This is a genomic window from Halochromatium glycolicum (assembly GCF_016584085.1).
Taxonomy (GTDB): Bacteria; Pseudomonadota; Gammaproteobacteria; order Chromatiales; family Chromatiaceae; genus Lamprobacter; species Lamprobacter glycolicus.
In genome coordinates this window covers 37989-62529 of record NZ_NRSJ01000027.1, presented here as the reverse complement: position 1 = coordinate 62529, position 24541 = coordinate 37989, and the positions used below count along the sequence as shown (strand labels likewise).

Genomic DNA, 24541 nt, shown 5'->3' with positions numbered 1-24541 from the left:
CTCGGTTCCGGTGGATGGCCAGTCCTTTCCGGTTCGGGACTTTCACCCGGCGGGTCACAATAAGAGGTTTCCGATCACTCAAATCATTTCGCGATCATCCCCCTCTTCCAGGCTTTGCCTGGCGCAAGGAAAAGAAGATCAAGGGCGAGGCATTGATGATCGCCCGCTCAACCACGCGCCAGCTCATCGTCCAGGTCGTCGAAATCCACCACAAACGAATCCTTGCCCATGCGCGCCAGGGCAAGCAAGAAGTCCGTGCGGTCAAGCCCGGCGATCTGCGCGGCCCACTCCTGGGAGATCCGTCCCTGTTGATACCAATGGGCCGCGGCAGCCAGCAGCAGCTCCTTGTTCAACTCACCAGGGCGGCAGTGCAACAACGCGGGCACTGATTCCGGCAGATCCAGACACACCTGGGTCATGGCGTTCACCTCTTTAGCTGCTTACGTTACCGACCATCCGCTTGGTCTGGAACAGTTCTGTGGACAGGGCAGTTCCGGGAACAATTTACTCAATCTCCTCGGACCCGCAATAGTTTGTTCTCGATGTCGGCTTTCGCATCGTAATGTCTGAAGCTCGTCGTGGTTGATATTTCGGCTAACGGCGTTCAACGCCCACTGAGCAATCGGCGGTCCATGTCCGCAACTGACCGTATGCAGCCGCGGGCGGCTGGAACCGTCAATGTCGGCTTGTGGCCGATTGCGGACATACCGCCTGCTGGAACGGCTCAAGGCGGGCCTCAAAGCTAAAGCGGTGGCAGAATCTGCAACGGTCAGGGCGATCGAATCAGAGAAATCTCCGTGGAATAGCGTGAGCGACACCACGGCAATTCGGTTGCCATCAACGGCTCCGGATGCCGATGACCGTTGACCAGGCCCTGGACATGCCTGTCTGCCACGGGGTTATCGAGGAGACGCTTCAAGACGCGCTGCTGGAATTGATAGAGCAAGTCTCGCGCGCGGCGCGACAGCGACTGATTATGGGATCGTTGCTGCCGTTGGCGCTGACCACCGGCAGACCGGTCGATATTCAGGCTTTGGGCAGCGGCCCGCTGATGCGATTCGGAGCGCGCGCCATGCCGCGATTCAATTCCAAGCCAGCTGGCCGCGCGTCTGCCAGTACGCATCCGGGGCTTCGGCGAACGTCTCGATCAGCGCCTCGGCCTCGTGATCCCAAGGGATGGCTGCCGCGGTCAGGTTCGACTGCAGCTGCGCTTCGGTCGCCGCCCCGCTGAGCACGACCGCGGCCCAGGGCCGGGCGAGGGCCGCGGCCAGCGCGAGCGCATCGAGCGAGGCGTTGAACCGTTGCGCGAGGGTTTCAAGCTGCTGCCGCCGTCCCCGGAACGCCGTTTCCTGGTTGCGCTCGGTCAGGCGGCCGTTGGCCAGTGCCTCCTTGAGGATGACCGCCAGCCCCTCTCGGTGCGCGGTCTCGAGCGCTGGTCCGACCGACGGCTCGAGCAGGTTCCAGGTCGCTTGCACGGCATCGAACAGGCGCACACCGTCAATCTGGATGGCCAATGCCCGTTCGAGTACCCAGCCCTGCTGGGGACCGCTCAGGGTCAGGCCGATCCGCGTCCCTGCCGTCTTCAGCCGGGCAAGCTCGACATGCACGGCTGAGTCATCGAGCACGCCGCTCTCCAGCGTTGCGGAGTGGATCTGGTAGAGGTCCAGATAGCCGTCCAAGTTGCGCTGGGTCTCCTGCCATTGCCGCTGCAGGACTGGCAGCGAATGATCCTTGACCTCATGCTGCTCAGCGTCAATCCGCCAGTCGGCGGTGTAGGTGTAGCCCCATTTCGAGGCGACGGTCACCGCGTCGGCCGGAATCGAACGCGACTGCAGCCAGTCGCCAAGAAAGGCCTCGCCGCGGCCATAGGAGCGGGCCGTGTCGAAGTAGCGCACGCCAGCGTACCAGGCAGCATCGAGTACGGCGAAGGCGCGCTCGCGCATCGCCTCGATGCTGCGCCCGGTGGCGGTATCCTCGCCGTGGCCCAGGTTGATATAACCGGGGCGCCCCAATGCGGCGAGTCCCAGACCAAGCACGGCGGGATGCGTCTCACCGAGGGACGCGGATAATGGTGAACGGATCGGCTGGGACATAATAGGGTCGGCATTTGCTGTGACCTTGAAACAACACCCTTATCCTGTGGGTCGGTGTCTGACCGTTAAGGTTACCGTGACACAGCACAGTTGTAGTAAGAGGTCCACCAGGATGCGATATGTTATGCGTCCTGGCGTCGCCCCAATCTACCGCCCCGTTTCACGGTCCGGGGTTGGCGCTCCGCCGTGTGCGTTACCGTCAATCACGCAGGGTTCATTGTCCGGGGCGGCACCTTGTGTGGGTGATGCCGTTGTGGCTGGAGACGCTGACGCCTGACGCGTCATTCAAGGCAGCCGTCGCCCCGCCAAGACCGACCGGAGGCGCCTTGGCAACGTCGGTCCAAGGCAACGTCGGTCCAAGACCGCCTCAGCTCGGGCCTGCGTCAAGCAAGGCCAGCGTGCGCTCATCCGGTTGGCCGGCGAAATAGTGCTCCAGTAGCCGATGGAAGACCGAGCCCGCCGGCGAGACCTGCGCGAACAGCGTCGCGCAGGAGCGCAGCTTCAGATCATCCGGCGAGCCGAAGACCTCGTGTGCGCTGCGACCCTCTAGGCCGAGCGCGGCCTCGGCACAGGCGATCAGTCTCGGTCCGAGCACCGGGTGGGCCAAATAGGCCTGCGCTTCGGCGAGGGATCGGATCGCGTACCGGCGCGCCGTCGTGCTCATCCCGAGACCCTCGAGCTGAGGGAAGATGAACCACATCCAGTGCGAGCGCTTGCGGCCGCTGCGAATCTCGCTCAGGGCCTGCGTGTACTGAGGCGCCTGCGCTTCGACAAAACGGGTCAGCTCGAACGGGTCTTCGGTGTTTGTCATCAGCCTTCGCCATGCAACAGAACGATCGACAAGCGCATTGTTACGCTCATTGCGGACATTCTGCGTCAGCCCTGTCAGGGTCGACAATCCAAGCGGAGCGCACCTCACGACGATCGATGGCAAGGTTCGGGGCTACCGGCCGCCGACCGACAGGCTGAGCCAGAGCGCTTGGCTTCCACGCACGCCCGATACCTCTCCACCGAAACCGGCATGCGATCAAGCTGATCAAGTATTGGCGCGATGGGCGTAAGGACCAACAGCGGCTGTGGATAACTCTGTGAACGGATCGTGCAATCCGCGCTTCGATGCCTGATCCGCCAAGGGCTTAGCTGTTCACCCGTCCGATTGGGCAATCTCGGATCAGCATCGGTGCATCAACTACTTAGCGGGACAACCTCCCTTCGTTTCCGGGAACAACGAGGCGCAGTCCTGTCAAGCGTCGGTTATCCACCGTGGCTGTGGATAACCCTGTGCATAGCGGCCGCCGCGTTCCGGCTGAGGTCGCGCGATTATTGCCGTTTCAAGACATCGATGTCCGAACGGTCAATCGCTGACCACAAGGGCAAAAAAACTCGAGCAGATCAGTCGGACGAGGCGAGGCGGATGACGATGGTGCGGTCTGACAGTCCCGGATCAGCGACGCTGGCAGCGAGGATCTGGCATGCGGACGCGACCTATCGCGCCTCGCTGAATGCTCCGTACTCAGGACGAGTCCAACGTGGTGATGCAGCGATGGCGTGCCTCTGCGTCGATGCCGCCTCCGGCGGCAGGCGCCCGAAGGCGCCCGAAGGCGGGCGATGGCCGGCGGTGCCGGGTCCCTTGTTCGTCGGCATAGTCATATAGTCACTCGCCCTGGTTTCCGGACAAGCGGCGTCCATCGGTGCTGACTGTTCCGGCGCTTTCTGTCCGGCGATCAGGCGGAATGGCTATAATGGAGCAGCTTGTGGTCATCGAGGCGTTGGCTCCCAGCCACTCAGGTCTGGGGCAGCGCCGCGACACCGATTTCCGCCTCAGGATGGTGTGCCAAGATCAGCTGTTTCCAGTGTTTCAACTCGTCTTTAGGCACGTCCACCATGAGTAGGATGCGGCCGTGGGCGATGTCGTCTTCGAAGGCCGCCAAGTCTTTGTTGTGGCTATCCTTGGAAATGAGGCTTAATGCGAGTGCACCGACCCCTGCGCCGCCAGCGGTCACTGCCGCTACCAATGCCTCTCCTCCCGCCACGACACCAGCGGGCGGAAATGCCAGAACGAGCATGCCGCCCAATAGGCCGGCGGTTCCGCCGAGAGCAAGCCCACGTTCGAATCCATGCACGATGTCGGTCCTCTGCGTCAGGCCAGCCTTCGGCAGGTCGTCGAGAGGCACGGTTAGGCTGGCAACCACATGCAGGTGCCGGTTTGGGATGCCAGCATCCCGAAGCTCGGCAACAAGGTTCTGGCACGATCCCTTGTCGGGCACGACGAAATACAGACGTTTCATCACATTCACCGTCTTTAAGAACGCCCCGATACATTGAGATTAGAACGGCTATCGTCAAAGTCCAATGCGCAAGGGACTACAACAAGGGACAGCAATAGGTGCCAGGGCTGACGCCGGAGGTGATCGACGCCGTTCGCTGCGGCATGCACGGCACCCTCGGCGCTCGATCGTGCTCAACGGGCGGGACCCGGCATCCCCGACACAGGCCGCTCGGCTCGAGCCAACGCCAAGCGAGCAGGTTCAGCCCAACGGACAGGTTCAGCCCAGCGGACGGTGAGGCCTCGCTATACGAATGGCTCGCTGAACGATCTCAGGTGATAGGTCAGCTTGATGTCCCCTGAATCGGTCCGCGACGCCCGGATGGGATAGCTGGAATTGTCGAGGATCGTCGTCACCAGCGTGACGAGATAGGCTTCCGGCTCGATGTCTCGTCGCGCTCGCTCGAGCTGCCTGTGCACCTGTTCGAGCAGTGAGGGATCGATCTCGAGGGTGAGAGTCTGAGCTGGCGGGGATGTCTTCATTTAAATCAGAGGCGTGCACGAGTCAAGCGGCCGTTTTGATGGAGTCTCTTAGGCCGCGCCTGCTCTCGCGCAGTTCCGCGTAAGGGTTGACACGAGCCCACCCTTCGATGTCGATCGCATTGTCGGCCGCTTGTCGCAGAGCAAGCCGCTCCCAAGCGCGTGCATCGCCTGAAGATCACCAAAGGCGATGAAGGCCTTTATCGGAGCCGTGACCGCTGAGTGGTCGAAGACTCGGTGAAACGACGGCTAACGAACTCGGTCAGTAGAAGTACGTGCCTCGGAATGCCCAATTCGGCATCGAGGCTGGCAATTGGACGCAACTTCCGGATGACCGGTCTCCGGACAGGCTGAGCGCTATCGGTCGTCTTAACCCCGACCAGCATTGAGGAATCGCAAATGGAGCACGGCGACTCGCTCCGATTCGCACCGAAACCGGGGCAGGCCCTTGAAATTGTTTCGTCATGCAGGAATGATTGCACCTGAACGGGCACCGCCTCGATGAGGCGGTGTCCAGAAACCGTCTCCCTGACGAATCAATCAGCAATCATCCTGAAGAAGTCGATCCATGGAACAATACGAACAACTCAGTGCCGACGAATTGAAGGCCCACCTCGAGAACCTGGACGCCGAGAAGCAGGCCCTTGCCCGAGCACTCGAAGCGCGTCAGCAACAAGAGAAGCGTGAGCTTGCCGATGAGATCAAGGGCATGATCACCGAGCGCGGCTATGATGCCGAGGAGATCACCGGTCTCGTGCTCGGGCGAAAGCGCCGCAATGGCAAAGCGGCCGATACCAATGCCGGCTATGCCCGGTATGCGGACCCGGACAATCCGAACAACACCTATCTACGCGGTCGGCTGCCGAACTGGCTGGTCGAGAAGATGAGCGCTAACGGCTACGACCCACGCTCGGCCGAGCACCGCGCCCAGTTCAAGGAGCAGCACCTGGTGAAGGTCGCGGCCTGATCGGCCCCTCCACGCACCGCGATCATTACCGTTTCGAGACATGGACGTCCGATCGGTCAATCGCTGAGCACAGAGGTTAAGAACAAGCGGGGGTTAGGAACACAGCGGGCAATCCACAGCGCTTGTGGACAACCCTGTTGATCGGTTGCAGATGGCCACCGCAAGTGACCGGCTGGACAGTCGCTTACGTTCGGTCACGTCACCTTGGTCAATCACTAACCGCCATCCACAATCAACAACTGAGCGGCTCGAGCCCTATCGTCAGCGAGCAACGCCCGCTCGAGCTGCTGTCAAGCCCAGTTCCCGCGTAGTTGCAGCCCAGTTCCCGCGACATCGCCGCCCCCGACCTCCTTGGTCTGACGTCTGCTGATCGACCCCCGCGAATGCGCATCCCGCACCATCGCGAAGGGGCCGACGAGGCGCGCACCGTCACCGGTGCCGATGCTACCGCTGCGCAGGCTCCGGCCCGCGGAACAATGACCTGACAGCCTCAATCGTCGTCGTCATCATCATCATCATCGTCGTCATCGTCCATTTCACCGCAGGCGGTCAGTGTCCCAGCGGCGGCGAGCACCAGCGTGATCTGGGAGACCCGTGCCAAGAATCCGCGGCGATCCATGTCAACGTCCTTCGTGTGCTCGTCGGGGTGCGCTTGATTGGATGTGGCCATATTGCTCTCTCAATGGGTTTGGGCTGGAGAAGGGTTGAGCATATCGTCGTGCAGCCTGCAGGTCTGGTCGGAGCCGGAGGCCGCTCCCGCATAGGGCAAACTACGCCAAGCGAGGTTTGAGCACACCCAACTCGGCGTCAGAACGCCTGCAGAAGCTGGGCGATACCCATGTTACCGTGAATCACGCGGAATTGATCGTCTGGGGTGGCACCGTGCCATGAACGTTAGCATGAACGTTAGGCTGACGAGCTCGGAGCCGAGCTCGATGTAAGATGCGCTAGCCGCGGTCGTCTTGCTGGCCGGTGATCCGAACTCGCGATAGGTCGGCGACGGCTATCCGTTGCCGCGATCGAGACTCTTTCCGCCTTTGACCGCAGCGCAACCTGAGACTGACCCATGGCAATGAGCAGGTGGCAGAACGTGGACAGTGCCTTCACCGCTACGCCGGACGAGGCGGCTTTCTGGGCCGGCAGGACCTTCGACGATTTCCTGTTCCGGCCGCAGAAGACCGAGTCGCAGACCCGCCGCACGATCAGCGTCAAATCGCTGCTGACGGCGGACATTGCGTTGGATCTGCCGATCGTTTCATCGAACATGGACAGCGTCACCGGCGCCGACATGGCGCGGGCCATGGCGATGCATGGGGGCATTGGGGTCGTGCATCGCGGCATGAGCATCGAGCGCCAGGCGTCCGAGGTCGCCGTGGTGAAGCGCAGCCAGAGCGCTGTGATCGACAGTCCTCTGTGCCTGCCGATGGGCACCAGTATCCGCCAAGCTAGGCGTTTCGCGCGGCAGCACGGCATCACCGGCATCCTGATCGAGACGGCCAGTGGCTCCAACGTGCTGGCCGGTTTGCTCTCGAACCGCGACACGCCGGTGCACGATGATGCTGCCGAGGATCGAGTGGTCGACGATTTCATGACACCGCTGTCTCGCTTGGTGACCGGCGCACCGGACATCTCCACCGACGAGGCCGAACGGCTGATGTTCGAACACCGCATCGAGCGCCTGCCGCTCATCGATGGCGCGAATCGCATCCAGGGCCTCATCACCCGCCGCGACATCAATCTCAACCGCAAACAGCCCGGCGCCAGCAAGGATAGCGCCGGCCACCTGCGCTGCGCCGCGGCGGTCGGCGCGCGCGGCGATTATCTGGAGCGGGCCGCGGCGCTGCTGGAGGCCGGTGCCGATCTGCTGTTCGTCGACATCGCTCACGGTCACTCGGTAATCATGGAGCGGGCTGTTGCCGGGCTGCGGGGCCAGTTTGGGAACGTGCCGCTGGTTTGCGGCAATATCGCGACCAGCGCGGGTGCGCGCTTCATGCGCGATATCGGCGCCGACGCCATCAAGGTCGGCGTCGGGCCCGGCTGCGGCTGCCGCACGCGGCTGGAAACCGCGGCCGGGGTGCCGCAGCTGCAGGCTATCCGTGAGGCCTATCTCGCCGTCGGTGACAAGGTGCCGATCGTCGCCGACGGTGGCGTGAAAACCGACAAGGACATCTTTCTCGCCCTGATCTGCGGGGCGTCGACGGTAATGCTCGGCAGCGCGCTGTCCGGCACTGACGAGGCGCCGGGCCACGTGATCCAGGACCCGGCGACGCACATGAAGAAAAAGCTTTACCGCGGCATGACCTCGCCCGAGGCCGTGATGGAAGCGCTCTACGACAGCGGCAGCAGCGAAGAGCGCGACGCAGCGCTTGAAATCCCGCCTGAAGGTCAGGAAATCCAGGTGCCTTACCGGGGCAGCGTCAGCACCATCCTCCAGCGCATCCGCGGCCACCTGCAGTCATCCGTGAGCTACGGCGGTGAAACCACGCTGGCCGCGGTGCGGGAGAAGGTGCTGCCGGACCCGACCGCGTTCCTGGTGCCGCTGAGCGCGGCCGCGCGCATCGAATCCTACGAGCGCTGAGCGCTCGCCAGCGGCTGACCGCCTCCAGGTCCGAGGTGCAGTCGGCCAGATGGCCGCGATCCGCGCCGATCAGCCAGCCGTCGACGCCGGCCAGGAGCGGCGGCAGGGCGCCGGCACGCAGACGCTCGCCGCGCGGGCGCGACCCACCAAGGGCGTGAGCAGATCGACGCGGAGGCTTTGGCAGCGCACCTTGAACGCCGTTGACGGGACGCGTGGATCGAGCGCTGGCACCGGAAGAAAGCCCATCTCGAGCTGCTCCAGTGCGGAGCCGAGGGTCGGCATGTTGGGCGGGATGGCGAGATCGACATCGGTATCAGCAGCCAGGTCCCTATCCTGCGTCTGCATCTGGGTGCTCCAGCGCACGCCAAGCAGATTGCCCAGTGCGTTGAAGGCATGGGTTCCGATGAGGACTGGACGTGCCAACCCAGGCCCCAGCACGCCTGCATAGGACTCGCTCATGTGGGCAAGACGGGCAAGCGCGGCCGCCGATTCGGCCTCTTCGACGCGATTTACAGAGGGCTCTGACAGTTGAATGATCCCGCGGAAACAGCGCTACAGCTCTGCAAGGGCTTTCTCGAAGCGACGCTGCGACAGACAGAGATCGATCCTGAGGCGCTGAAGGAGAATCACTGGCGCATCGAAGGTGTCAAGCGGCTGCTGCAAGGCCTCACGGCGGATGACCATCGGTTGGTCGCCGATCTGGAGGCGGCGCAGCGCGCCCTGATGGCCAAACGCGACTTCGATGACCGCCAAGCCGTGCGGTTGGCGCTCAATGCGCTACCCGTGCACAGGGAGTCGACGCCGGACGCTGCCAAGGCGCAGAGAACGCCCCAGAACACGTCCGATACCTGGCTGCGGTACCGGGCCTGGTTATCGACACGGCCCCGTCGGTGAGTCGGCTTTCCAGCCCAGCGGTTGTCCACCCCCATTGTGGACAAGTCTGTTGAACAATTGCGGACGGACGGCAGAAGCTATCGCCGGAACCGGGACTTAGCGCTGATCGAAACAGTTTGGTCATCCACTAACCATCATCGAAAATCAGTGGCTTAGGGGCGGTTGGTCGACACCGTGGGGAGCAAGTAACAGGGCTCCTGTCAAGCGCTCTTTATCCACGAAGGCTGTGGATATGGCTGTGCATAGCGGCAGCGGGTCTGGCCCCGAACCCCCGTCATGATTGCCATACGGAAACACTCTGCTCTGATCGATCAAGGACTGACCACCCTCCGGCCAAAGGCACAAGAACAGCCGTCGACCAGTAAAGCCTGCGTTGGCGGTTCGCCATGATGCTGCCATCCAGAGCTGCCTCCCCACGCGAAGCCCTGCGGCGGCGAGCTCGCGCAAACGTTCCCTCCTTGCCTGCTCAATGATGGTTGGCGCGCCGGTATGGCGCGCGAAGCGACGCCGTGCGCAGGTGGCCGTTGCGCCTCGCGGCGGGGATTGGCGCTCCACAGCCGATCGTGAACCGGCCTTACACGTCTGCCGTGGATCGCCTCGCTCGTCAGATCCTTCGTTCTGGCATATTGACAACCGGCTTCCATAGTGTAAACTGAATTGCTATACAGCAACCGGTTGCTTTTAGGAGGTTCAGTGACTGACGAGAATCCGGAACAACTCACCGCGACGGTGCTGGCGCTGTTTCGCGCGCACGGGCGCCTCATCGAGTGGGGTGATGTATTCGTGGCGCCTTTCGGGCTCACCAGTGCGCGCTGGCAGATGCTCGGGGCGTTGGCGTTAGCGGGTGCTCCGGCGTCGGCACCGGCCATCGCCCGACAGATGGGCGTGACGCGACAGGGCGCGAGCAAGCAGCTCGCGCTGCTGGAGCGGGACGGGCTGGTAGCCAAGCGGGCCAATCCGGCCCATAAACGCTCACCGCTGTTCGCGCTCACCGAAGCGGGTGAGCGCATCTACGACGCCGTGCAGACGGCATGGCAGGCGCACGCCCGCTCGGTCTGCGCAGCGATTCCCGACGACGATCTGGCGGCGACGTTGCGCACGCTGACGGCACTGAGCCAGTTGCATCATTCACCCAATGAGGATCTCGACGATGTTGACTAGTGTTCACCGCTTTGCCGCGCTGTTCGCCTTCGGGCTGATCGCAACCTTCATGGCTGCGACGCTGATGGCGGAGGGATTTCTCTCTTACGCAGCGATCGCCGATGTAAAGCAAGCGATCGTCTATGCGCTGTTCGTCCTTGTGCCACTGCTGGCCATGACCGGCGGCAGCGGCTTTGTGCTGTCGCGCCGCAGTGAGCACCCGTTGGTCGCGGCCAAACGTCGGCGCATGCCGGTGATCGCGCTAAACGGCATCTTGGTCCTGATGCCGCTCGCGCTCTTTCTGAATCTCAAAGCCGGCCAAGGCGCGTTCGATCTCAGCTTCTACGGCGCGCAGGCGCTCGAGCTGGTCGCCGGCGGCGTGAATCTGTGGCTGATCGGACTGAACATTCGCGACGGCATGCGCCTCAGGGGACGCACATCAACGGTACTTCAGGCTCCCGTCTGAGTGATGGGAGAAGCATGTGGCCTATGGCATCGGTGACGCTGTGGGCTACGTGAGCGATGGCTGGGGTCGAGTCGGTCCGACAGCGCGCGAACATCAGGCGCCGTTCGTGCGCGCCGACGGTCAGACATGCATCATCAATCACGGGGTTCGAGCGGAAACAAAAAAGCCCGCGTTGGAGCGGGCTTTCATCGGTCTAGAGGATGCTCAGCAGTGCCAGAAGCAATGAGCAAGTGCTATCTGCTCTTCAGTCTTTTCCCAATAGTGTTCCCAGCGAGGGTGCTGATCTAATCAAATCAGCGACTTATTGGTGGAGGCGGCGACGCTGACCAGTGGATGCCGATCCGGAAGCTGCCGCTTTACCGTGCGCTTCCCTCGCAGCCGCTGGTCGGGCGGCTTCGGGATGGATCGGGCCCGCTTCGGCAGGGCTCCGTCCCGCGTCCACTCGAGCGGGTCGCCCGGACGCGGTTCGGGGAGTGGCGATTGCTTCGGCGCTTTGCCGACTGCCAGTTTCGCCCAATAGCCGCGCTCAGGCCGCGGTACGTTGAGCAGCGTGCAGACGCGGGCCATGTAGCTGGACGACACGCCAAACCGGGCCGCCACTCGGAGCATGGGCTCGGACCAGACCATCTCGTATAGCGCTTCTCGACTGACCGGGCCCTCGCTGCTGTCAGTCAGCGACGCCGGTACCCGCGTTGTGTCTTGTTCTTCTGTCACGATGCTCGACTGACCTCACATCCGCCCGCCAGCGCTCATTAAGGTAGCGTGCCGCACGGACAAATGATACAAATCCTCGGTATCTAGGGTCTACACATTGAGCATTTGTATCAATGGCAAAGCCCCGAACGCAGCGTGAGCTTGCCCAAACCCTGCTGAAGAAGCAGGGAATCATGCGCCTGCTCGAGCTGCGCGAGGCCGGCGTGACCGCGGCGACAATGAGTCGTATGGAGCGGGCAGGCGAAGTCATCCGTCTGTCGCGGGGCGTCTATCAGCTGCCAGATGCTGACCTGGACCCCAATCACAGCCTGGCGGAGGCTGCGAAGCGGGTGCCCAAGGGCATCGTGTGTCTCGTCTCGGCTCTGGCATTCCATGGCCTGACCGACCAGCTACCTCCGAAAGTTTGGATGGCGATCGGACCCAAGGACTGGGCGTCGCAGCGCAGCGGTACGGGCATCCGCATTGTGCGTTTCACAGACAGCCTGCTGAGGCAGGGCATCGAGACGCACGTGATCGAAGGCGTGTCGGTGAAAGTCTTCGGCGTGGCCAAGACGGTGGCAGATTGCTTCCGACATCGCGGGAAAGTTGGCCAGTCCGTCGCGATCGAGGGGCTCCAAGAGGCGCTGAGGCAACGCAAGGCAACTCCGGCGGAAATCGCTCGTCAAGCCGAGAAGGGCGGGGTGTCCACAGTCGTGCGGCCGTATCTCGAGGCACTGACCGCCAATGCCTAGGGAGATCCGAAATGTCGGCGCCTCCGTGCGGGCGCGTCTGCAGAATCTCTCCCGAGAAACGGGACAGAGTTTCGAGCTGATACTCACCCGCTATGCGTTGGAGCGCCTGCTTTACCGTCTCAGCACGTCGGCCTTTTCGGACCGATTCGTGCTCAAGGGCGCGATGCTGCTGGCGAGCTGGTTTACGGACCCACACCGGGCTACTCGTGATCTCGACCTGTTGGGGTTCGGCGATCCAAGCCCGGAGGCGATGGTCGCAGCATTCAAGGAGATTCTCGCGATCGACGTCGAGGATGGCGTCGAATTCGATTCGAACGCGGTACGTGTCGACCAGATCCGGGAGGAGCCCGAGTACGGCGGACTGCGGCTGCGCACGACCGCATCGATCAGTGGTGCCCGTATCGCTGTAACAGTCGACGTCGCATTCGGAGACGCGTTGGAGCCGGGTGCCGAGCTCATCGATACCCGTGCATGCTGGACCTTCCCGCACCTCGCTTGCGCGCGTACGCCCGCGAAACGGTGATTGCCGAGAAATTCCAGGCCATGGTAGCGCTTGGACGCGCGAACAGCCGAATGAAGGACTTCTATGACATTTGGCTCCTCAGCCAGTCGTTTCCGTTCGACGACGACCGGCTGGCACGTGCAATCGCCGCGACCTTCGAACGGCGCGAGACCGAGGTCCCGGTCAACCTACCGGATGCCCTTACTCCGGCCTTTGCCGAGGATGAGCAGAAGCAGCGTCAATGGAATGCTTTTCTGGACAACGTGGCGCTTCGTCCCGGCAGCCTACCTGAGGTGATCGAAGGTGTTGCCCGATTCCTCATGCCTCACGCCATCGCCGCAGCGAAGCTCGGCAGGAGCGATTGATGCCATCGGACCCTAGCCGCCTCATTGCTGCACTCGCACGAGACCGGATCAATCTCGATCTGAAAACGCTCGACCTGTGTTTTCTTGCCGGCCTTTACCTGCGGGCCGACCGGGCGTCGCTCGCGTCGTTCGAAGAAGACGTGCTGATCGACATGTTCGAACAGGTATGCGACGTGGTCGATCCCGGTGCGGAGCGTCCACGCATCGGCGGTTCGGCTGTGAGCTGATCCAGCGGGCGGACGGGTACTTCTACCTGCTGCCCTCGGGGGATCGACTCGGCCGTCGCCAACTCACCGTTGGCGAGATGCTCGTCGGCCAGACGCTCGCGCTGATGTACCTGGATCCCGCCACCTTGCAGCACGGAGGTATGGTCCAGCGCGAGACGCTTCTGCAGAGGCTATCCGGTTTATTGGGGACGGAAGCGCTGGTCCGCACCCTCAATCCACGGCGCAGGAAATTCGACGAACGGATAGCCGCCGAGACCGTCCGCACCAAAAGAACTCGGCAAAAAGGGCGCTCGCCAGGAGGCTCTCGCGGCGGAGGTCAACGCTGCCGAGGATTGGCTCCGGCGTCTTCAACAGGCTCTGCAGGCGGCCGACGAAGTCGCGCGACGCCGCGAAGAGCTGTCTTCGGCCGAGGCCGATACTCGGATCGCCGAGGGTCAACGCAAGGCGCGAGAAGAAGTTCGAAGCCAGGGCAGGGCAACGCTGCATCGCTGCCGGGAGGATGATTCGCGCGCCCGCGCGGGCCTCGCAGATCTCCGGCGCGGGCTCGACGAACTCCACCGACGTGCGGGTGCCTACAGGCAAGTGCTCCGTCGCAAGGGCGAGGCAGAGCGACTACTCGAAGGAGAGGAGCTTGCTATCGGGACTATCGCTGTTCGGGTGGCGGAGAACCGGGCTAAGAAACTGTCCATCAACTTCTTCCCGATTTGCGGGCCAGCGTTGAGCGATCATCGGGAAGTAGAAAATGGACAGCCACTAAGCTCGATCGCGTGGATCGCGCTCGCCGAGACGCGAGGCAGCGGCTCGCTGATGCCGATGAGCACAGGCGAGAGCACCGGGCCGCGCTCGAGGCACTCGAATTGATGGCAGAGGGCCGGTCGAGGCGGGCGCGGCCCATGGGATCGGCCTCCAACAACTTCGCCGTTGAGCACCTGGGTGCGTGGCGTGACCTAAGCCCACCACCGGGCTGGCTGCTGGCCCACTTGCCCGGTTGGGACACCGCTACCGTCGGTCACTTCCTCGATCGTGTCGATGACGTCCCCGTCGTGCGGGGTACGCGGATACGGCCTTCAGCGTCCCGGCGTGCACCCGAGTCCGGGCCGCTACATCGTCGGATTCCTGACGATCGACAGAGACGGCGCAGTGGTCTTCGTACCGCACAAGCGATTTGCTAGTGGACTGACATGACAGCACAGGGGCATGGACGCCCCGGACCCCTTCCAAGCCCGCTAGGCCCGCCCTGCGGGCTTCTGTGCGTCCGAGGTAAGGGCTATGTGACGACCTCTCAGAGGTTTTGGAGTAGAAAGCAACAATCGTGCCATGTCGGGACGATAGGCAGCGTCTATGGGTGCGTTTCGTGCTTGCTTTTCGCTAAGCCGTTGTCTCTACGATCCCGCCACTTCCATGCCCGATAGGTTCTGCCTATCAATCTAGGCGACCAAGCGGGCATTGACACCAGCGAGCGCCAGCAGGGGCGCGGGCAGAGGTCTGATCCGTTCGGGCCGCTCGCTGAATCGGCTGCTCGGCTCAGACTTGAGTTGGGGCACAGTGTGATGGCGAATCGTCGCCAGCGGAGCAGATCCCCTCAGGTTGAGGAAATCGAGCGCGCCCCCGCCGGGAAGTGTCTATTGCAGACGCGTTTGTGGGTAGATTTGTGGGTGTGCCTCTAATCCGGTCCTGAAATTGCTTTCAGAATCAACGGGTTAGGGTGATTAAATGGTGGAGGCGGCGGGAATCGAACCCGCGTCCGCGAGCCCTCCGCCTTCGGTCCTACATGCTTAGCCCACTCTATTATTTTTAACCTTCCAACGCCCGAGGGGCAGGGCGATTGGTCGGCGATCTCGAATGAGGTTTTAGCGGTTCAGGTCCGAGCTCCCTTCACCGCGATCCTGTGTGAGGTTACCCCACGAGTCCGCCGCCCACAGGCAAGTGACGGTGTGAGGCCCGCTGGGTTTAAGCAGCGAGGGCGTAGTTGTCGTCGTTGGCAACTATTGAGTTGCGGATAGTTTTACGAGGTAACCCGCACCTCGGCATGCACCTCAGGTTTTGTGACCCACGTCGAAGCCAGGTCGCCCCCAGGTATTCAAGTTGACAAACTACCACTGCATTGGTTCCTTCGCAACGCGATAAAGGGGTGTCTCGGCGGCACCGCAATCAAGCGTTTGCTGCCCCCGACCAGGGGCAGCACGATGCTCGCCGTACTACTCGGCCGGTAGTTCGCCAGACTTGACCGTTTCGACTTGCGCGACGGTGGGCTGCTGATTTCTCGCGCCTTCCTCGTCCGAGATGACGATGGCGGCCTGGGAGCCACCGATCAAGAGCGCAACGATTGCAAGGGGTGCCAACATGACGGACCTCCTACAGATTGATACCATCAGAATTAGCATCAGTATATAAGCGAATACTAATTTGTCAAGCTTGCCGATGCGTTGTGATCGGCTGCATCCTCGAGTCGATCTTGAACGATTGGACTGCTGACGGCGCTGACCTATCGGCAATGAGAACGGCTGTCTGATTCTGACGAGCTCGAGCCGAGCGTTGCGACGATTGCTGAGCCTGCATGGGGCCAAAGGTCGGCAACGCAGGGTGCGTTGACCTCCGAAGCAGGGTTCGGGGTAGGGTGGGGATGCCGCTGGTCCGAGGCGGAGGAAGGGGCTTAGAGCGGCTGGAAGTGGTCGCTGGGCCCAGCTCGCAGACGACCGATATGCGAGTTGGAGCCGGTGAGCGGATTCGAACCGCTGACCTACGCATTACGAATGCGTTGCTCTACCAACTGAGCTACACCGGCCGAACGCTACATGGGCGACGGAACTCCAGAGTCCGACCAAGCCGCGCATGATAGGTCCTCCTGTGCGTTTCAACAAGTGCAGACTCGCAGGAGTGCTCTGCGTTGCAGTATTGCAAGAAGCTGAGCGGTACGGTCACCGAACTCGGCATCAACAGCCCGAGTGCCGTGGTGCTGCGGCAGGCATGTCACGAAGGCATGCCACAGCGGATCGGCGCGTTGCGCCAAACCGATCTCATGGCAGGGTGGAACAGCTCAACTCGAGCGCGCAAACACGGGCATCGAGCCTAAGGCCGGATGGCGCCCGATCAAGCTGTTGACTGGCGGCGCCAGACATCTATAATGACCGGCTTCGACAGGCGCGTAGCTCAGCTGGTTAGAGCACCACCTTGACATGGTGGGGGTCGTTGGTTCGAGTCCAATCGCGCCTACCAACTCGTTCCCGAGCCGCCAGCCTTGATCCGGTGCCTTCGATGCGCCGTGTCGTTAAGGGCTGGCGGTTTTGGTTTGGACCTCGTGCTCCTGATCTCCGATCAGGATCTCCGATCAGGCGGCAGACCCGTCGTATCGATTCTGCGGCAAGATGGTCAGGCATGCGTTAAGAGGCCCTATCAGAATGCCCTCATACGGCCTATGATTCAGCAGCTTGTGTCGGCTAGGCGGGCATGTTGATAGGGCGCCTTAAGGATACAGCCCGGTTGAATTTTCTCGTCATTCATCATGTGGCCCCTCGTATCGGTCACCACTGAATCAGCGTTGAGTAGTTAGATGCCCACGATCACGCTCCCGGATGGCTCTGAGCGCCACTATGATGCGCCTGTCTCGGTCCATCAGGTCGCCGAAGACATCGGCCCAGGGCTCGCGAAGGCGGCCCTCGCTGGGCGGGTTGACGGTAGGCTCGTGGATACGTCTTACCAGGTCGCCGATGACGCCGAGCTCGCGATCGTGACCAGCCGCGACGATGAAGAGGCCCTCGAACTGCTGCGTCACGACGCGGCGCACGTAATGGCGCAGGCCGTGCAGGAGCTCTATCCGGGCACGCAGGTGACGATTGGGCCGGCCATCGAGAACGGCTTCTACTACGACTTCGCCCGCGATGAGCCCTTTACGCCCGATGATCTCGCCGCGATCGAGCAGCGCATGCACGAGATCGTCAAACGGGATCTGCCTATCGTTCGTGAGGTCTGGGACCGGGAACAGGCTAAGTCGACCTTCCACGATCTCGGCGAGCTTTACAAGGTCGAGATCATCGACGACATCATCCCTGAGGGCGAGGCGGTCTCGGTCTATCGGCAAGGCGATTGGTTCGATGTCTGCCGGGGGCCGCACCTGCCGAGTACCGGCCGGCTCGGTAATGGCTTCAAGCTCACGAAGGTCGCCGGTGCCTACTGGCGCGGCGACTCGCGCAATCCGATGCTGCAGCGCATCTACGGGACCGCTTGGCGCGACAAGAAGGAGCTCAAGGCCTATCTGAAGCGGCTGGAAGAGGCTGAGAAGCGCGACCACCGCAAGCTCGGCAAGCAGCTCGATCTCTTCCATTTCCAGGACGAGGCGCCGGGGATGGCGTTCTGGCACCAGAAGGGCCGGATCGTCTATCGCCAGGTCGAGAACTACATGCGCGCCAAACTCGACGAATACGGTTATCAGGAAGTCGAGACGCCGCAGCTGCTGGACCGCTCGCTCTGGGAGCGCTCGGGGCACTGGGAGAAGTTCGCTGACGACATGTTCACAACCGAGCTTGACGAACGCGACTACGCGATCAAGCCGATGAACTGTCCGGGGCATATCCAGATCTTCAATGAAGGCCTGAAGAGTTATCGCGATCTGCCCCTAAAGATCGCCGAGTTCGGCGTCGTGCACCGCAGCGAGCCATCGGGCACGTTGCATGGGCTGATGCGTGCGCGCCGTTTCACCCAGGATGACGCGCATGTCTTCTGTACCGAGGATCAGCTGCAGCAAGAGGTTGCGACGCTGATCGACATGGTGTTCGAGACCTATCACGACTTCGGCTTCGATCAGATCGACCTGGCACTATCGCTGCGACCGGAAAAGCGCGTCGGTAGCGATGAGCTCTGGGACAAGGGTGAGGCCGCACTGGACAGGTCGCTGACCGACAAGGGGCTTAGCTTCCGCGTTCAACCGGGCGAAGGCGCCTTCTATGGCCCGAAGATCGAGTTCACGCTGCGCGACAGCATCGGTCGGACCTGGCAGTGCGGCACGATCCAAGTGGATTTCTCGATGCCGGGCCGACTCGGCGCCTACTATATTGCCGAGGACAATGCGAAACAGGTGCCGGTGATGATTCACCGCGCGATCCTCGGCTCGATGGAACGATTCATCGGCATCCTGATCGAGCACTATGCCGGTGCTTTGCCGCTCTGGCTCGCCCCGGTCCAGGCTGTTGTGCTGACCATTACCGATCATCAACGGCCCTATGCCGAGAAGGTCACTAAGATACTGCGTGAGAAGGGTTTCCGCATCGATGCCGACTTGAGGAATGAGAAGATCGGCTTTAAGATTCGCGAGCATACGCTGCAGAAGGTGCCGTACCTGCTCGTCATCGGCGATCGGGAAATGGAGAATGAGACCTTGGCGCTCCGTGATCGTCGGGGGAACGACCTCGGGGTTGTCGCGATCGATGCGCTGGCGCAACGCCTGGACGAGGAGGTCGCCCAGCGCACAGTCTGATGAGGCAGCTCGCCCGCCTTTGCTGGCTCTCTGCCTGGGACAGCGGTCGCTGATACGCTCTCCGGTGGGTTGGGTTCACCGATTCAGCTCACACCGGTCCGTGGGTTGATACCTTTGGGAAGGCGGCCTCGGCACTGGATGTCAAGGAAGCGAGTCGGTCGGAGCGGCGTCGTTCCCGTATTTTCGTTGAGCTCGGAGGAAGTCTGCTATCGCTGCACCAAAACGTAACCGCGTCAATGACGAGATCTCGGTTCCACAGGTTCGCTTGATCGCCGAAGACGGCGAGCAGGTCGGTATCCTCGACCTTTCAGAGGCCAAGCAAAAGGCCGCGGAAGCGAATCTGGATCTCGTCGAGATCGTCCCGAACGCTGATCCCCCGGTCTGCCGGCTGATGGATTACGGGCGCTTTCGGTTCGATCAAAAGAAGAAACAGAACGAGGCGCGCAAGAAGCAAAAACAGGTCCAGGTCAAAGAGGTCAAGTTTCGTCCGGGTACCGATATTGGCGATTACAACGTCAAGCTGAAGAACCTGACCCGTTTCTTGAGCGAAGGCGATAAGGCCAAAGTGACGATGCGCTTTCGCGGGCGCGAGCATGCGCACCGTGAGCTCGGCTTGGAGCTCCTGCGGAGGGTCGAAAACGATCTGTCCGATATCAGCATCGTCGAGCAGCAGCCGCAGATGGAAGGACGGCAGATGGTCATGGTGCTCGGACCGAAGAAGAGGTAGCGTCCTGGTTTGATCGGCTAGGCGACCGTGCTCGGGCACGGCATCAGGCGTGCCGTTCGCCTTACTGGTTTGTGGCTAACGGTGCGACGCGGTCATCTTGACGGCGTTCCGGAAGCCGGCGCCTGAGAAGCTTAATTGGGTGGGTTCTGCGGCTTGCGAAATCAGGGCTTGGGTGAGGCAAGCGGGCGTCTTGATGGGCCTCCAGCCTTGTCGGTGGTCGATTTTGCGCCCGCCGTACCCTCGGCTCGGCGGCTTGAGCTGTTCGATCAGCCCAAACAGGGCAACAGCATAGCCTGAATGGATCGCTCGCATCGGGTGACTCGGGCGCATTCTGGTGGGGCGTCCTAGCTGTTGGGTCGTGCGGTAATGCCGTCGAGGTGGTAGGGCCCTCCTCGTAAGGGGCTACGATCGAATCCTGATGAGCACGGCTGTCGCTCAGCGTGCTCGTCGCCTGAATTCAGCGCCGGCCGTCAGCGGCCGCCTGAGGAACGCGCTTCGTCGCGCGATAACAAGACGCGGTGCTCGGGCCGGGCTTCCGGTGTGCCGCAGCAAACGAAACAAGTCGCCGGCCAAGCCGACGGCCGAACTCTCATGGAGAATCAAAATGCCCAAGATCAAAACGAACCGCGGTGCCGCAAAGCGCTTTGCGCAGACGGCGAGCGGATTGTTCAAGCGTAACGCCTCTCACCGGCGCCATATCCTGACCAAGAAGGCGACCAAGCGTAAGCGTCAGCTGCGCAAGAACCATCTGTTGCACAAGGCTGATAACCGGGCTGCGCGGCGGATGATGCCCTACTGCTAAGGCTGGCGACCCCTGAGGCATCGGGCCGCCAGCGCGCGGCTCGGTCCATCTCGGCACATCACGCAGGCCAAGCGCCAGCGATCGTGATGCGCCGCTGACGAACTGAACAATCCGGAGAACAGTTATGCCACGCGTCAAACGCGGCGTTACCGCCCACGCACGTCACAAAAAGGTCCTTGATCAGGCCAAGGGCTACTACGGTGCCCGCAGCAAGGTCTATCGGGTCGCCAAGCAGGCGGTCATCAAGGCCGGCCAGTACCAATATCGCGATCGCCGGCAGCGCAAGCGCCAGTTCCGCGCACTCTGGATCACCCGCATCAATGCCGCCGCGCGGCTGCACGGGCTCTCCTACAGCCGGTTGATCGCGGGGCTCAACAAGGCCGGGATCGAGATCGACCGCAAGATGCTCGCCGAGCTCGCCTACGAAAACGAACCGGCGTTCGGCGCGCTTGCCGAGCAGGCCAAGACCGCACTCGCCGGCGCTTCTTGAGATGACGCCGCGCCCTGACGCCGATCTCGCCGCGCTCGAGGCCGAGGCGCTGGCCGCCGTCGCGGCCGCCGAGGACCTGGCCCGATTGGACGAGGTCCGGGTGCATTATCTCGGCAAGAGCGGCCGGCTGACCGCGCAGCTGAAATCGCTTGGGGCGCTGCCGAAGGAGGAGCGGCCGGCGGCCGGGCAGCGGATCAACGAGGCCAAGCGCCAGGTGCAGGCCGCCCTCGAGGCGCGGCGTTCTGCGCTCGAGGCGCAGGCGCTCGTTCGACGCCTGCGCGAGGAGCGCATCGACGTCACCTTGCCCGGGCGCGGTCAGACCGCCGGTGCATTGCACCCGGTCACGCGCGCGATGCTGCGTATCGAGCGGCTGTTCGCGAACGCCGGCTTCAGTATCGCCGAAGGCCCCGAGGTCGAGGACGACTATCACAACTTCGAGGCGCTCAACATCCCGGCGCATCATCCGGCGCGGGCGATGCATGACACCTTCTATTTCCCAGACGGCCGGCTGCTGCGCACCCATACCTCACCGGTCCAGATCCGGGTGATGGAGCACCAGCCGCCGCCGCTGCGCATCATCGCGCCGGGGCGGGTCTACCGCTGCGACTCGGACCTGACGCACACGCCGATGTTCCATCAGGTCGAGGGCTTCCTGGTGGACGAGGAGGCGACCTTCGCCGATCTCAAGGGCGTGCTCTACGATTTTCTGCGCAATTTCTTCGAGCAGGACGATCTCAAGCTGCGCTTCCGGCCCTCCTATTTTCCGTTCACCGAGCCCTCGGCCGAGGTCGATGTCCAGTGCGTCAAGTGCGGCGGGGCCGGTTGCCGGGTCTGCAAGCAGAGCGGCTGGCTGGAGGTGCTCGGCTGCGGGATGATCCATCCGGACGTCTTCCGCCATGTCGGCATCGATTCGGAGCAATGGCTCGGCTACGCCTTCGGCATGGGGGTCGAGCGGCTGGCGATGCTGCGCTACGGCATTGATGACCTGCGTCTGTATTTCGATAACGATCTGCGCTTCCTGTCGCAGTTCGCCTGATCCCGAGGTGAGTCGCGTGACCGCAACGCTCTGTTGGCGCGGGGTGTCCCATGCGCTTCAGTGAATCCTGGCTGCGCGAGCGGGTCGATCCGCCGCTCGCGACCGAGGCCCTCTGTGACCAGCTCAGCATGGCCGGACTCGAGGTCGATGCGCTCGAGCCGGTGGCGCCGCCGTTCACCGGGGTCGTCGTCGGCGCGGTCGAGCAGGTCGAGTCGCACCCGGACGCGAGCAAGCTGCGCGTCTGCCGGGTCGACGTCGGTGCTGACGAGTCGCTGCAGATCGTCTGCGGAGCGGCCAATGTCGCCGCCGGGCAACGCGTGCCGGTTGCCTGTATCGGCGCCCTGTTGCCGGGCGACTTCAAGATCAAGAAGGCCAAGCTGCGCGGTGTGGCCTCGCAGGGCATGATCTGCTCCGCCGCGGAACTGGGCCTGGCCGAGAGCTCGGACGGGATCATGGTCCTGCCGGCTGATGCGCCGGTCGGGCAGGGCCTGCGCGACTGGTTGGCATTGGATGATCAGGCGATCGAGCTCGACCTGACGCCGGATCGCAGCGACTGTCTCAGCGTCATCGGTGTGGCGCGCGAGGTCGGCGTGCTCAACCGGCTGTCGGTCAGCGAGCCCGCGTCCGAGCCGGTCCCGGCGACGCAAGATCAGCGCCACGAGGTCCGGCTGGAGGCGCCGGCCGCCTGTCCGCGCTACCTCTGTCGGGTGGTGCGCGGCGTCGATGCCCAGGCCGCGACACCGCTGTGGATGGCCGAGCGGCTGCGGCGCAGCGGGTTGCGGCCGATCGCGCCGGTGGTCGATGTCACCAACTATGTCCTGCTCGAGCTCGGTCAGCCGCTGCATGCGTTCGACCTCGCCAAGCTCGACGGCGCGATCCAGGTACGCCTTTCGCGCGTGGGCGAGCAGCTGACACTGCTCAGCGATGACGAGGTCACACTCGACGACGATACCCTGGTGATCGCCGATGCGAAGGGTCCGGTCGCGATGGCCGGGATCATGGGCGGTGCCACGACGGCGGTCTCGGAGACGACGCGCGACATCCTGTTCGAGAGCGCGTTCTTCACGCCCGAGGCGATCGTCGGCCGGGCGCGCCGTTACGGGCTGCATACCGATTCCTCGCATCGCTTCGAACGCGGAGTCGACCCCCTGCTACAGCAACGCGCGATCGAGCGCGCGACCCGGCTGCTGCTGGCGATCGCCGGTGGCGAGCCCGGACCGGTGGTCGAGGCCTGCGCCGAGGCCCATCTGCCGCCTTCGCCGTCGCTGCCGCTGCGTAAACGGCGCATCGAGCAGGTGTTGGGGATCGCGCCCGAGGACAGGCAGGTCGTGGACATCCTGCAACGGCTCGGGATGCAGCTCGAGGAGCAGGATGCCGGCTTGCAAGATGCGGGTTGGCAGGTCAGGGCGCCGTCGTGGCGCTTCGACATCCAGCGCGAGGTCGATCTGATCGCCGAGATCGGCCGCGTCTACGGTTACGATGCGATCCCGGTCACCCACGCCCGCAGCGCCGCGTTCACCCGCGCCCCGCGCGAGATGGCGTTCGACCTCGATCAGGCGCGCCGCACCTTGGTCGCGCGCGGCTATTTCGAGGCCATTACCTACAGCTTCGTCTCGCCGGAGCAGAACGCACTGTTCGATCCCGCGCCGGCCGCGCCGCCGTTGCAGTTGGCGAATCCGCTGTCGGCCGAGCTGTCGGTGATGCGCGGCAGCCTCTGGCCGGGGCTGATCCAGGTCGTGCGCCAGAACCTGGCCCGCCAGCAGAGCCGGGTGCGCCTGTTCGAGAGCGGGCTGCGCTTCCGGACCCAGTCCCAGGGGTTGTGCCAGGAGCCTTGCCTCGCCGGCGTGATCGTCGGCCCGGTGCTGCCGGAGCAATGGGGCGAGACGCGCCGGATGGCCGATTTCTTCGATCTCAAGGCCGATCTCGAAGCGGTGCTGGCACAGACCGGCCGCCTCGATCAGCTGCGCTTCCAGGCGCCGGACGAGGGCGAGGCCCATGCCGCCCTGCATCCGGGCCAGAGCGCCCGGCTGCTGCTCGGCGAGCGCCCGATCGGCTGGATCGGCACCTTGCATCCCGAGTTGGCCCAGCGGTTCGAGCTGCCGAATGCGGTGCAGCTCTTCGAGCTCGACCTCGGGCAGTTCGGGATCGGCGAGCGCCCTGCCTTAGCGCCGCTTTCGCGCTTCCCGTCGATCCGGCGCGATCTTGCGATCGTGGTCGATGCCGATCTGCCGTTCGAGCGGGTGCGCGAGGTCGTCAATGCGACTGCCGGCGACCTGCTCAAACAGCTCGTGCTGTTCGATCTCTACCAGGGCGAGAAGGTTGACGCAGACCGAAAAAGCTTGGCTTTCGGATTGATTTTACAGGCATCTTCTCAGACACTGGTAGATGCTGATGTCGACGCGTTGATGCGTCGCCTGATCGCGCGGCTGGAGCAAGACCTGGGTGCAACCCTGCGCAGCTGAGCAGGCGCTCGCCGTCCAGCGCCGGTGCCTGCGCTCCGGCATCGATGCGGCTCGGCACCGGAACTGTGGCC

The 24541-nt window shown here is 63.1% G+C and carries 23 protein-coding genes, 2 tRNA genes, 1 other RNA gene and 2 pseudogenes; 16 read left to right on the top strand and 12 right to left on the bottom strand.

Features of this window, described 5'->3' with window-relative positions; genetic code table 11:
- Positions 1–167: 167 nt before the first annotated feature.
- The 5 genes from CKO40_RS14715 to CKO40_RS14695 form a co-directional block, all read right to left on the bottom strand.
- Positions 168–419 (bottom strand): UPF0175 family protein, encoded by a 252-nt coding sequence (locus tag CKO40_RS14715; protein ID WP_200346985.1) that lies wholly within the window; start codon positions 417–419, stop codon positions 168–170.
- Between the two features lie 663 nt (positions 420–1082).
- On the bottom strand, positions 1083–2093 hold the full coding sequence (locus CKO40_RS14710; RefSeq protein WP_200346979.1) for an aldo/keto reductase: 1011 nt from the start codon (positions 2091–2093) through the stop codon (positions 1083–1085).
- A gap of 367 nt (positions 2094–2460) precedes the next feature.
- Positions 2461–2904: a DUF1810 domain-containing protein gene (locus CKO40_RS14705; protein ID WP_200346978.1), complete on the bottom strand. Its 444-nt coding sequence runs from the start codon at positions 2902–2904 to the stop codon at positions 2461–2463.
- Positions 2905–3877: 973 nt separating this feature from the next.
- On the bottom strand, positions 3878–4381 hold the full coding sequence (locus CKO40_RS14700) for a DUF1269 domain-containing protein (RefSeq protein ID WP_200346977.1): 504 nt from the start codon (positions 4379–4381) through the stop codon (positions 3878–3880).
- 284 nt (positions 4382–4665) lie between these two features.
- Positions 4666–4902 (bottom strand): hypothetical protein, encoded by a 237-nt coding sequence (locus tag CKO40_RS14695; RefSeq protein WP_200346976.1) that lies wholly within the window; start codon positions 4900–4902, stop codon positions 4666–4668.
- A 565-nt stretch (positions 4903–5467) separates the two neighbouring features.
- On the opposite strand from CKO40_RS14695, the gene CKO40_RS14690 reads away from it, so the two are divergent.
- Entirely contained in the window at positions 5468–5866 is a 399-nt protein-coding gene (locus CKO40_RS14690) for an H-NS histone family protein (RefSeq protein WP_200346975.1), read from the top strand.
- A gap of 490 nt (positions 5867–6356) precedes the next feature.
- Here the strand turns inward: CKO40_RS14690 and CKO40_RS14685 are convergent, their stop codons facing one another.
- Positions 6357–6536 carry a hypothetical protein gene (locus CKO40_RS14685; protein WP_200346974.1) on the bottom strand — a complete coding sequence of 60 codons (180 nt, stop codon included), beginning with the start codon at positions 6534–6536 and terminating at the stop codon, positions 6357–6359.
- A 420-nt stretch (positions 6537–6956) separates the two neighbouring features.
- On the opposite strand from CKO40_RS14685, the gene guaB reads away from it, so the two are divergent.
- Positions 6957–8444, top strand: coding sequence for an IMP dehydrogenase (gene guaB / locus CKO40_RS14680; protein ID WP_207173664.1), 1488 nt, complete (start codon positions 6957–6959; stop codon positions 8442–8444).
- 69 nt (positions 8445–8513) lie between these two features.
- Here the strand turns inward: guaB and CKO40_RS14675 are convergent, their stop codons facing one another.
- Positions 8514–8807 (bottom strand): GSU2403 family nucleotidyltransferase fold protein, encoded by a 294-nt coding sequence (locus tag CKO40_RS14675; protein WP_420827383.1) that lies wholly within the window; start codon positions 8805–8807, stop codon positions 8514–8516.
- A 165-nt stretch (positions 8808–8972) separates the two neighbouring features.
- Between CKO40_RS14675 and CKO40_RS14670 the strand changes: the two genes are divergently transcribed.
- From CKO40_RS14670 to CKO40_RS14660, 3 genes are all read left to right on the top strand, one after another.
- Positions 8973–9338 (top strand): hypothetical protein, encoded by a 366-nt coding sequence (locus tag CKO40_RS14670; protein WP_200346971.1) that lies wholly within the window; start codon positions 8973–8975, stop codon positions 9336–9338.
- Positions 9339–10031: 693 nt separating this feature from the next.
- Complete coding sequence (locus tag CKO40_RS14665) at positions 10032–10499, top strand: MarR family transcriptional regulator (RefSeq protein WP_200346970.1); 468 nt, start codon at positions 10032–10034, stop codon at positions 10497–10499.
- A gap of 49 nt (positions 10500–10548) precedes the next feature.
- Complete coding sequence (locus CKO40_RS14660; protein WP_242477061.1) at positions 10549–10944, top strand: hypothetical protein; 396 nt, start codon at positions 10549–10551, stop codon at positions 10942–10944.
- A gap of 288 nt (positions 10945–11232) precedes the next feature.
- Here the strand turns inward: CKO40_RS14660 and CKO40_RS14655 are convergent, their stop codons facing one another.
- Entirely contained in the window at positions 11233–11571 is a 339-nt protein-coding gene (locus CKO40_RS14655) for a hypothetical protein (protein WP_242477060.1), read from the bottom strand.
- 200 nt (positions 11572–11771) lie between these two features.
- On the opposite strand from CKO40_RS14655, the gene CKO40_RS14650 reads away from it, so the two are divergent.
- The 4 genes and pseudogenes from CKO40_RS14650 to CKO40_RS25165 form a co-directional block, all read left to right on the top strand.
- Positions 11772–12389 (top strand): type IV toxin-antitoxin system AbiEi family antitoxin domain-containing protein, encoded by a 618-nt coding sequence (locus tag CKO40_RS14650; RefSeq protein WP_200346968.1) that lies wholly within the window; start codon positions 11772–11774, stop codon positions 12387–12389.
- Positions 12382–13256 (top strand): annotated as a pseudogene (locus tag CKO40_RS25385) (nucleotidyl transferase AbiEii/AbiGii toxin family protein). The gene CKO40_RS14650 and the pseudogene CKO40_RS25385 overlap by 8 nt, the downstream one beginning before the upstream one ends.
- A complete protein-coding gene (locus CKO40_RS14640; RefSeq protein ID WP_200346967.1) occupies positions 13256–13483 on the top strand; it encodes a hypothetical protein in 228 nt (75 codons plus the stop codon). Before CKO40_RS25385 ends, CKO40_RS14640 begins: the two are co-directional and overlap by 1 nt.
- Positions 13423–13692: pseudogene (locus CKO40_RS25165) on the top strand (chromosome partition protein MukE); the annotation flags it as partial. The gene CKO40_RS14640 and the pseudogene CKO40_RS25165, both read left to right, overlap by 61 nt.
- Position 13693: 1 nt before the next feature.
- Here the strand turns inward: CKO40_RS25165 and CKO40_RS25160 are convergent.
- The 4 genes from CKO40_RS25160 to CKO40_RS14620 form a co-directional block, all read right to left on the bottom strand.
- The gene (locus CKO40_RS25160) at positions 13694–14041 is read right to left on the bottom strand and encodes a hypothetical protein (protein ID WP_338074182.1); all 348 of its coding nucleotides are present in this window, start codon (positions 14039–14041) and stop codon (positions 13694–13696) included.
- Between the two features lie 1156 nt (positions 14042–15197).
- Positions 15198–15557, bottom strand: a transfer-messenger RNA (tmRNA) gene (ssrA, locus tag CKO40_RS14630).
- Between the two features lie 124 nt (positions 15558–15681).
- Complete coding sequence (locus CKO40_RS14625; protein ID WP_200346966.1) at positions 15682–15828, bottom strand: hypothetical protein; 147 nt, start codon at positions 15826–15828, stop codon at positions 15682–15684.
- A 364-nt stretch (positions 15829–16192) separates the two neighbouring features.
- Positions 16193–16268 (bottom strand) — tRNA-Thr (locus CKO40_RS14620).
- Between the two features lie 354 nt (positions 16269–16622).
- Here CKO40_RS14620 and CKO40_RS14610 point away from each other — a divergent pair.
- The 7 genes from CKO40_RS14610 (at position 16623) to pheT (ending at position 24470) form a co-directional block, all read left to right on the top strand.
- Positions 16623–16699 (top strand) — tRNA-Val (locus tag CKO40_RS14610).
- A gap of 334 nt (positions 16700–17033) precedes the next feature.
- Positions 17034–18953, top strand: a complete 1920-nt coding sequence (thrS, locus tag CKO40_RS14605) for a threonine--tRNA ligase (RefSeq protein WP_200346964.1) — start codon at positions 17034–17036, stop codon at positions 18951–18953.
- Positions 18954–19161: 208 nt separating this feature from the next.
- Positions 19162–19680 carry a translation initiation factor IF-3 gene (gene infC, locus CKO40_RS14600; RefSeq protein ID WP_200346984.1) on the top strand — a complete coding sequence of 173 codons (519 nt, stop codon included), beginning with the start codon at positions 19162–19164 and terminating at the stop codon, positions 19678–19680.
- 604 nt (positions 19681–20284) lie between these two features.
- Positions 20285–20482: a 50S ribosomal protein L35 gene (rpmI, locus tag CKO40_RS14595; protein ID WP_200346963.1), complete on the top strand. Its 198-nt coding sequence runs from the start codon at positions 20285–20287 to the stop codon at positions 20480–20482.
- Between the two features lie 124 nt (positions 20483–20606).
- Positions 20607–20972, top strand: a complete 366-nt coding sequence (gene rplT, locus CKO40_RS14590) for a 50S ribosomal protein L20 (RefSeq protein ID WP_200346962.1) — start codon at positions 20607–20609, stop codon at positions 20970–20972.
- Position 20973: 1 nt separating this feature from the next.
- Complete coding sequence (gene pheS, locus CKO40_RS14585; RefSeq protein WP_200346961.1) at positions 20974–22008, top strand: phenylalanine--tRNA ligase subunit alpha; 1035 nt, start codon at positions 20974–20976, stop codon at positions 22006–22008.
- Positions 22009–22058: 50 nt separating this feature from the next.
- Positions 22059–24470 (top strand): phenylalanine--tRNA ligase subunit beta, encoded by a 2412-nt coding sequence (gene pheT, locus CKO40_RS14580; RefSeq protein WP_200346960.1) that lies wholly within the window; start codon positions 22059–22061, stop codon positions 24468–24470.
- Positions 24471–24541 lie beyond the last annotated feature (71 nt).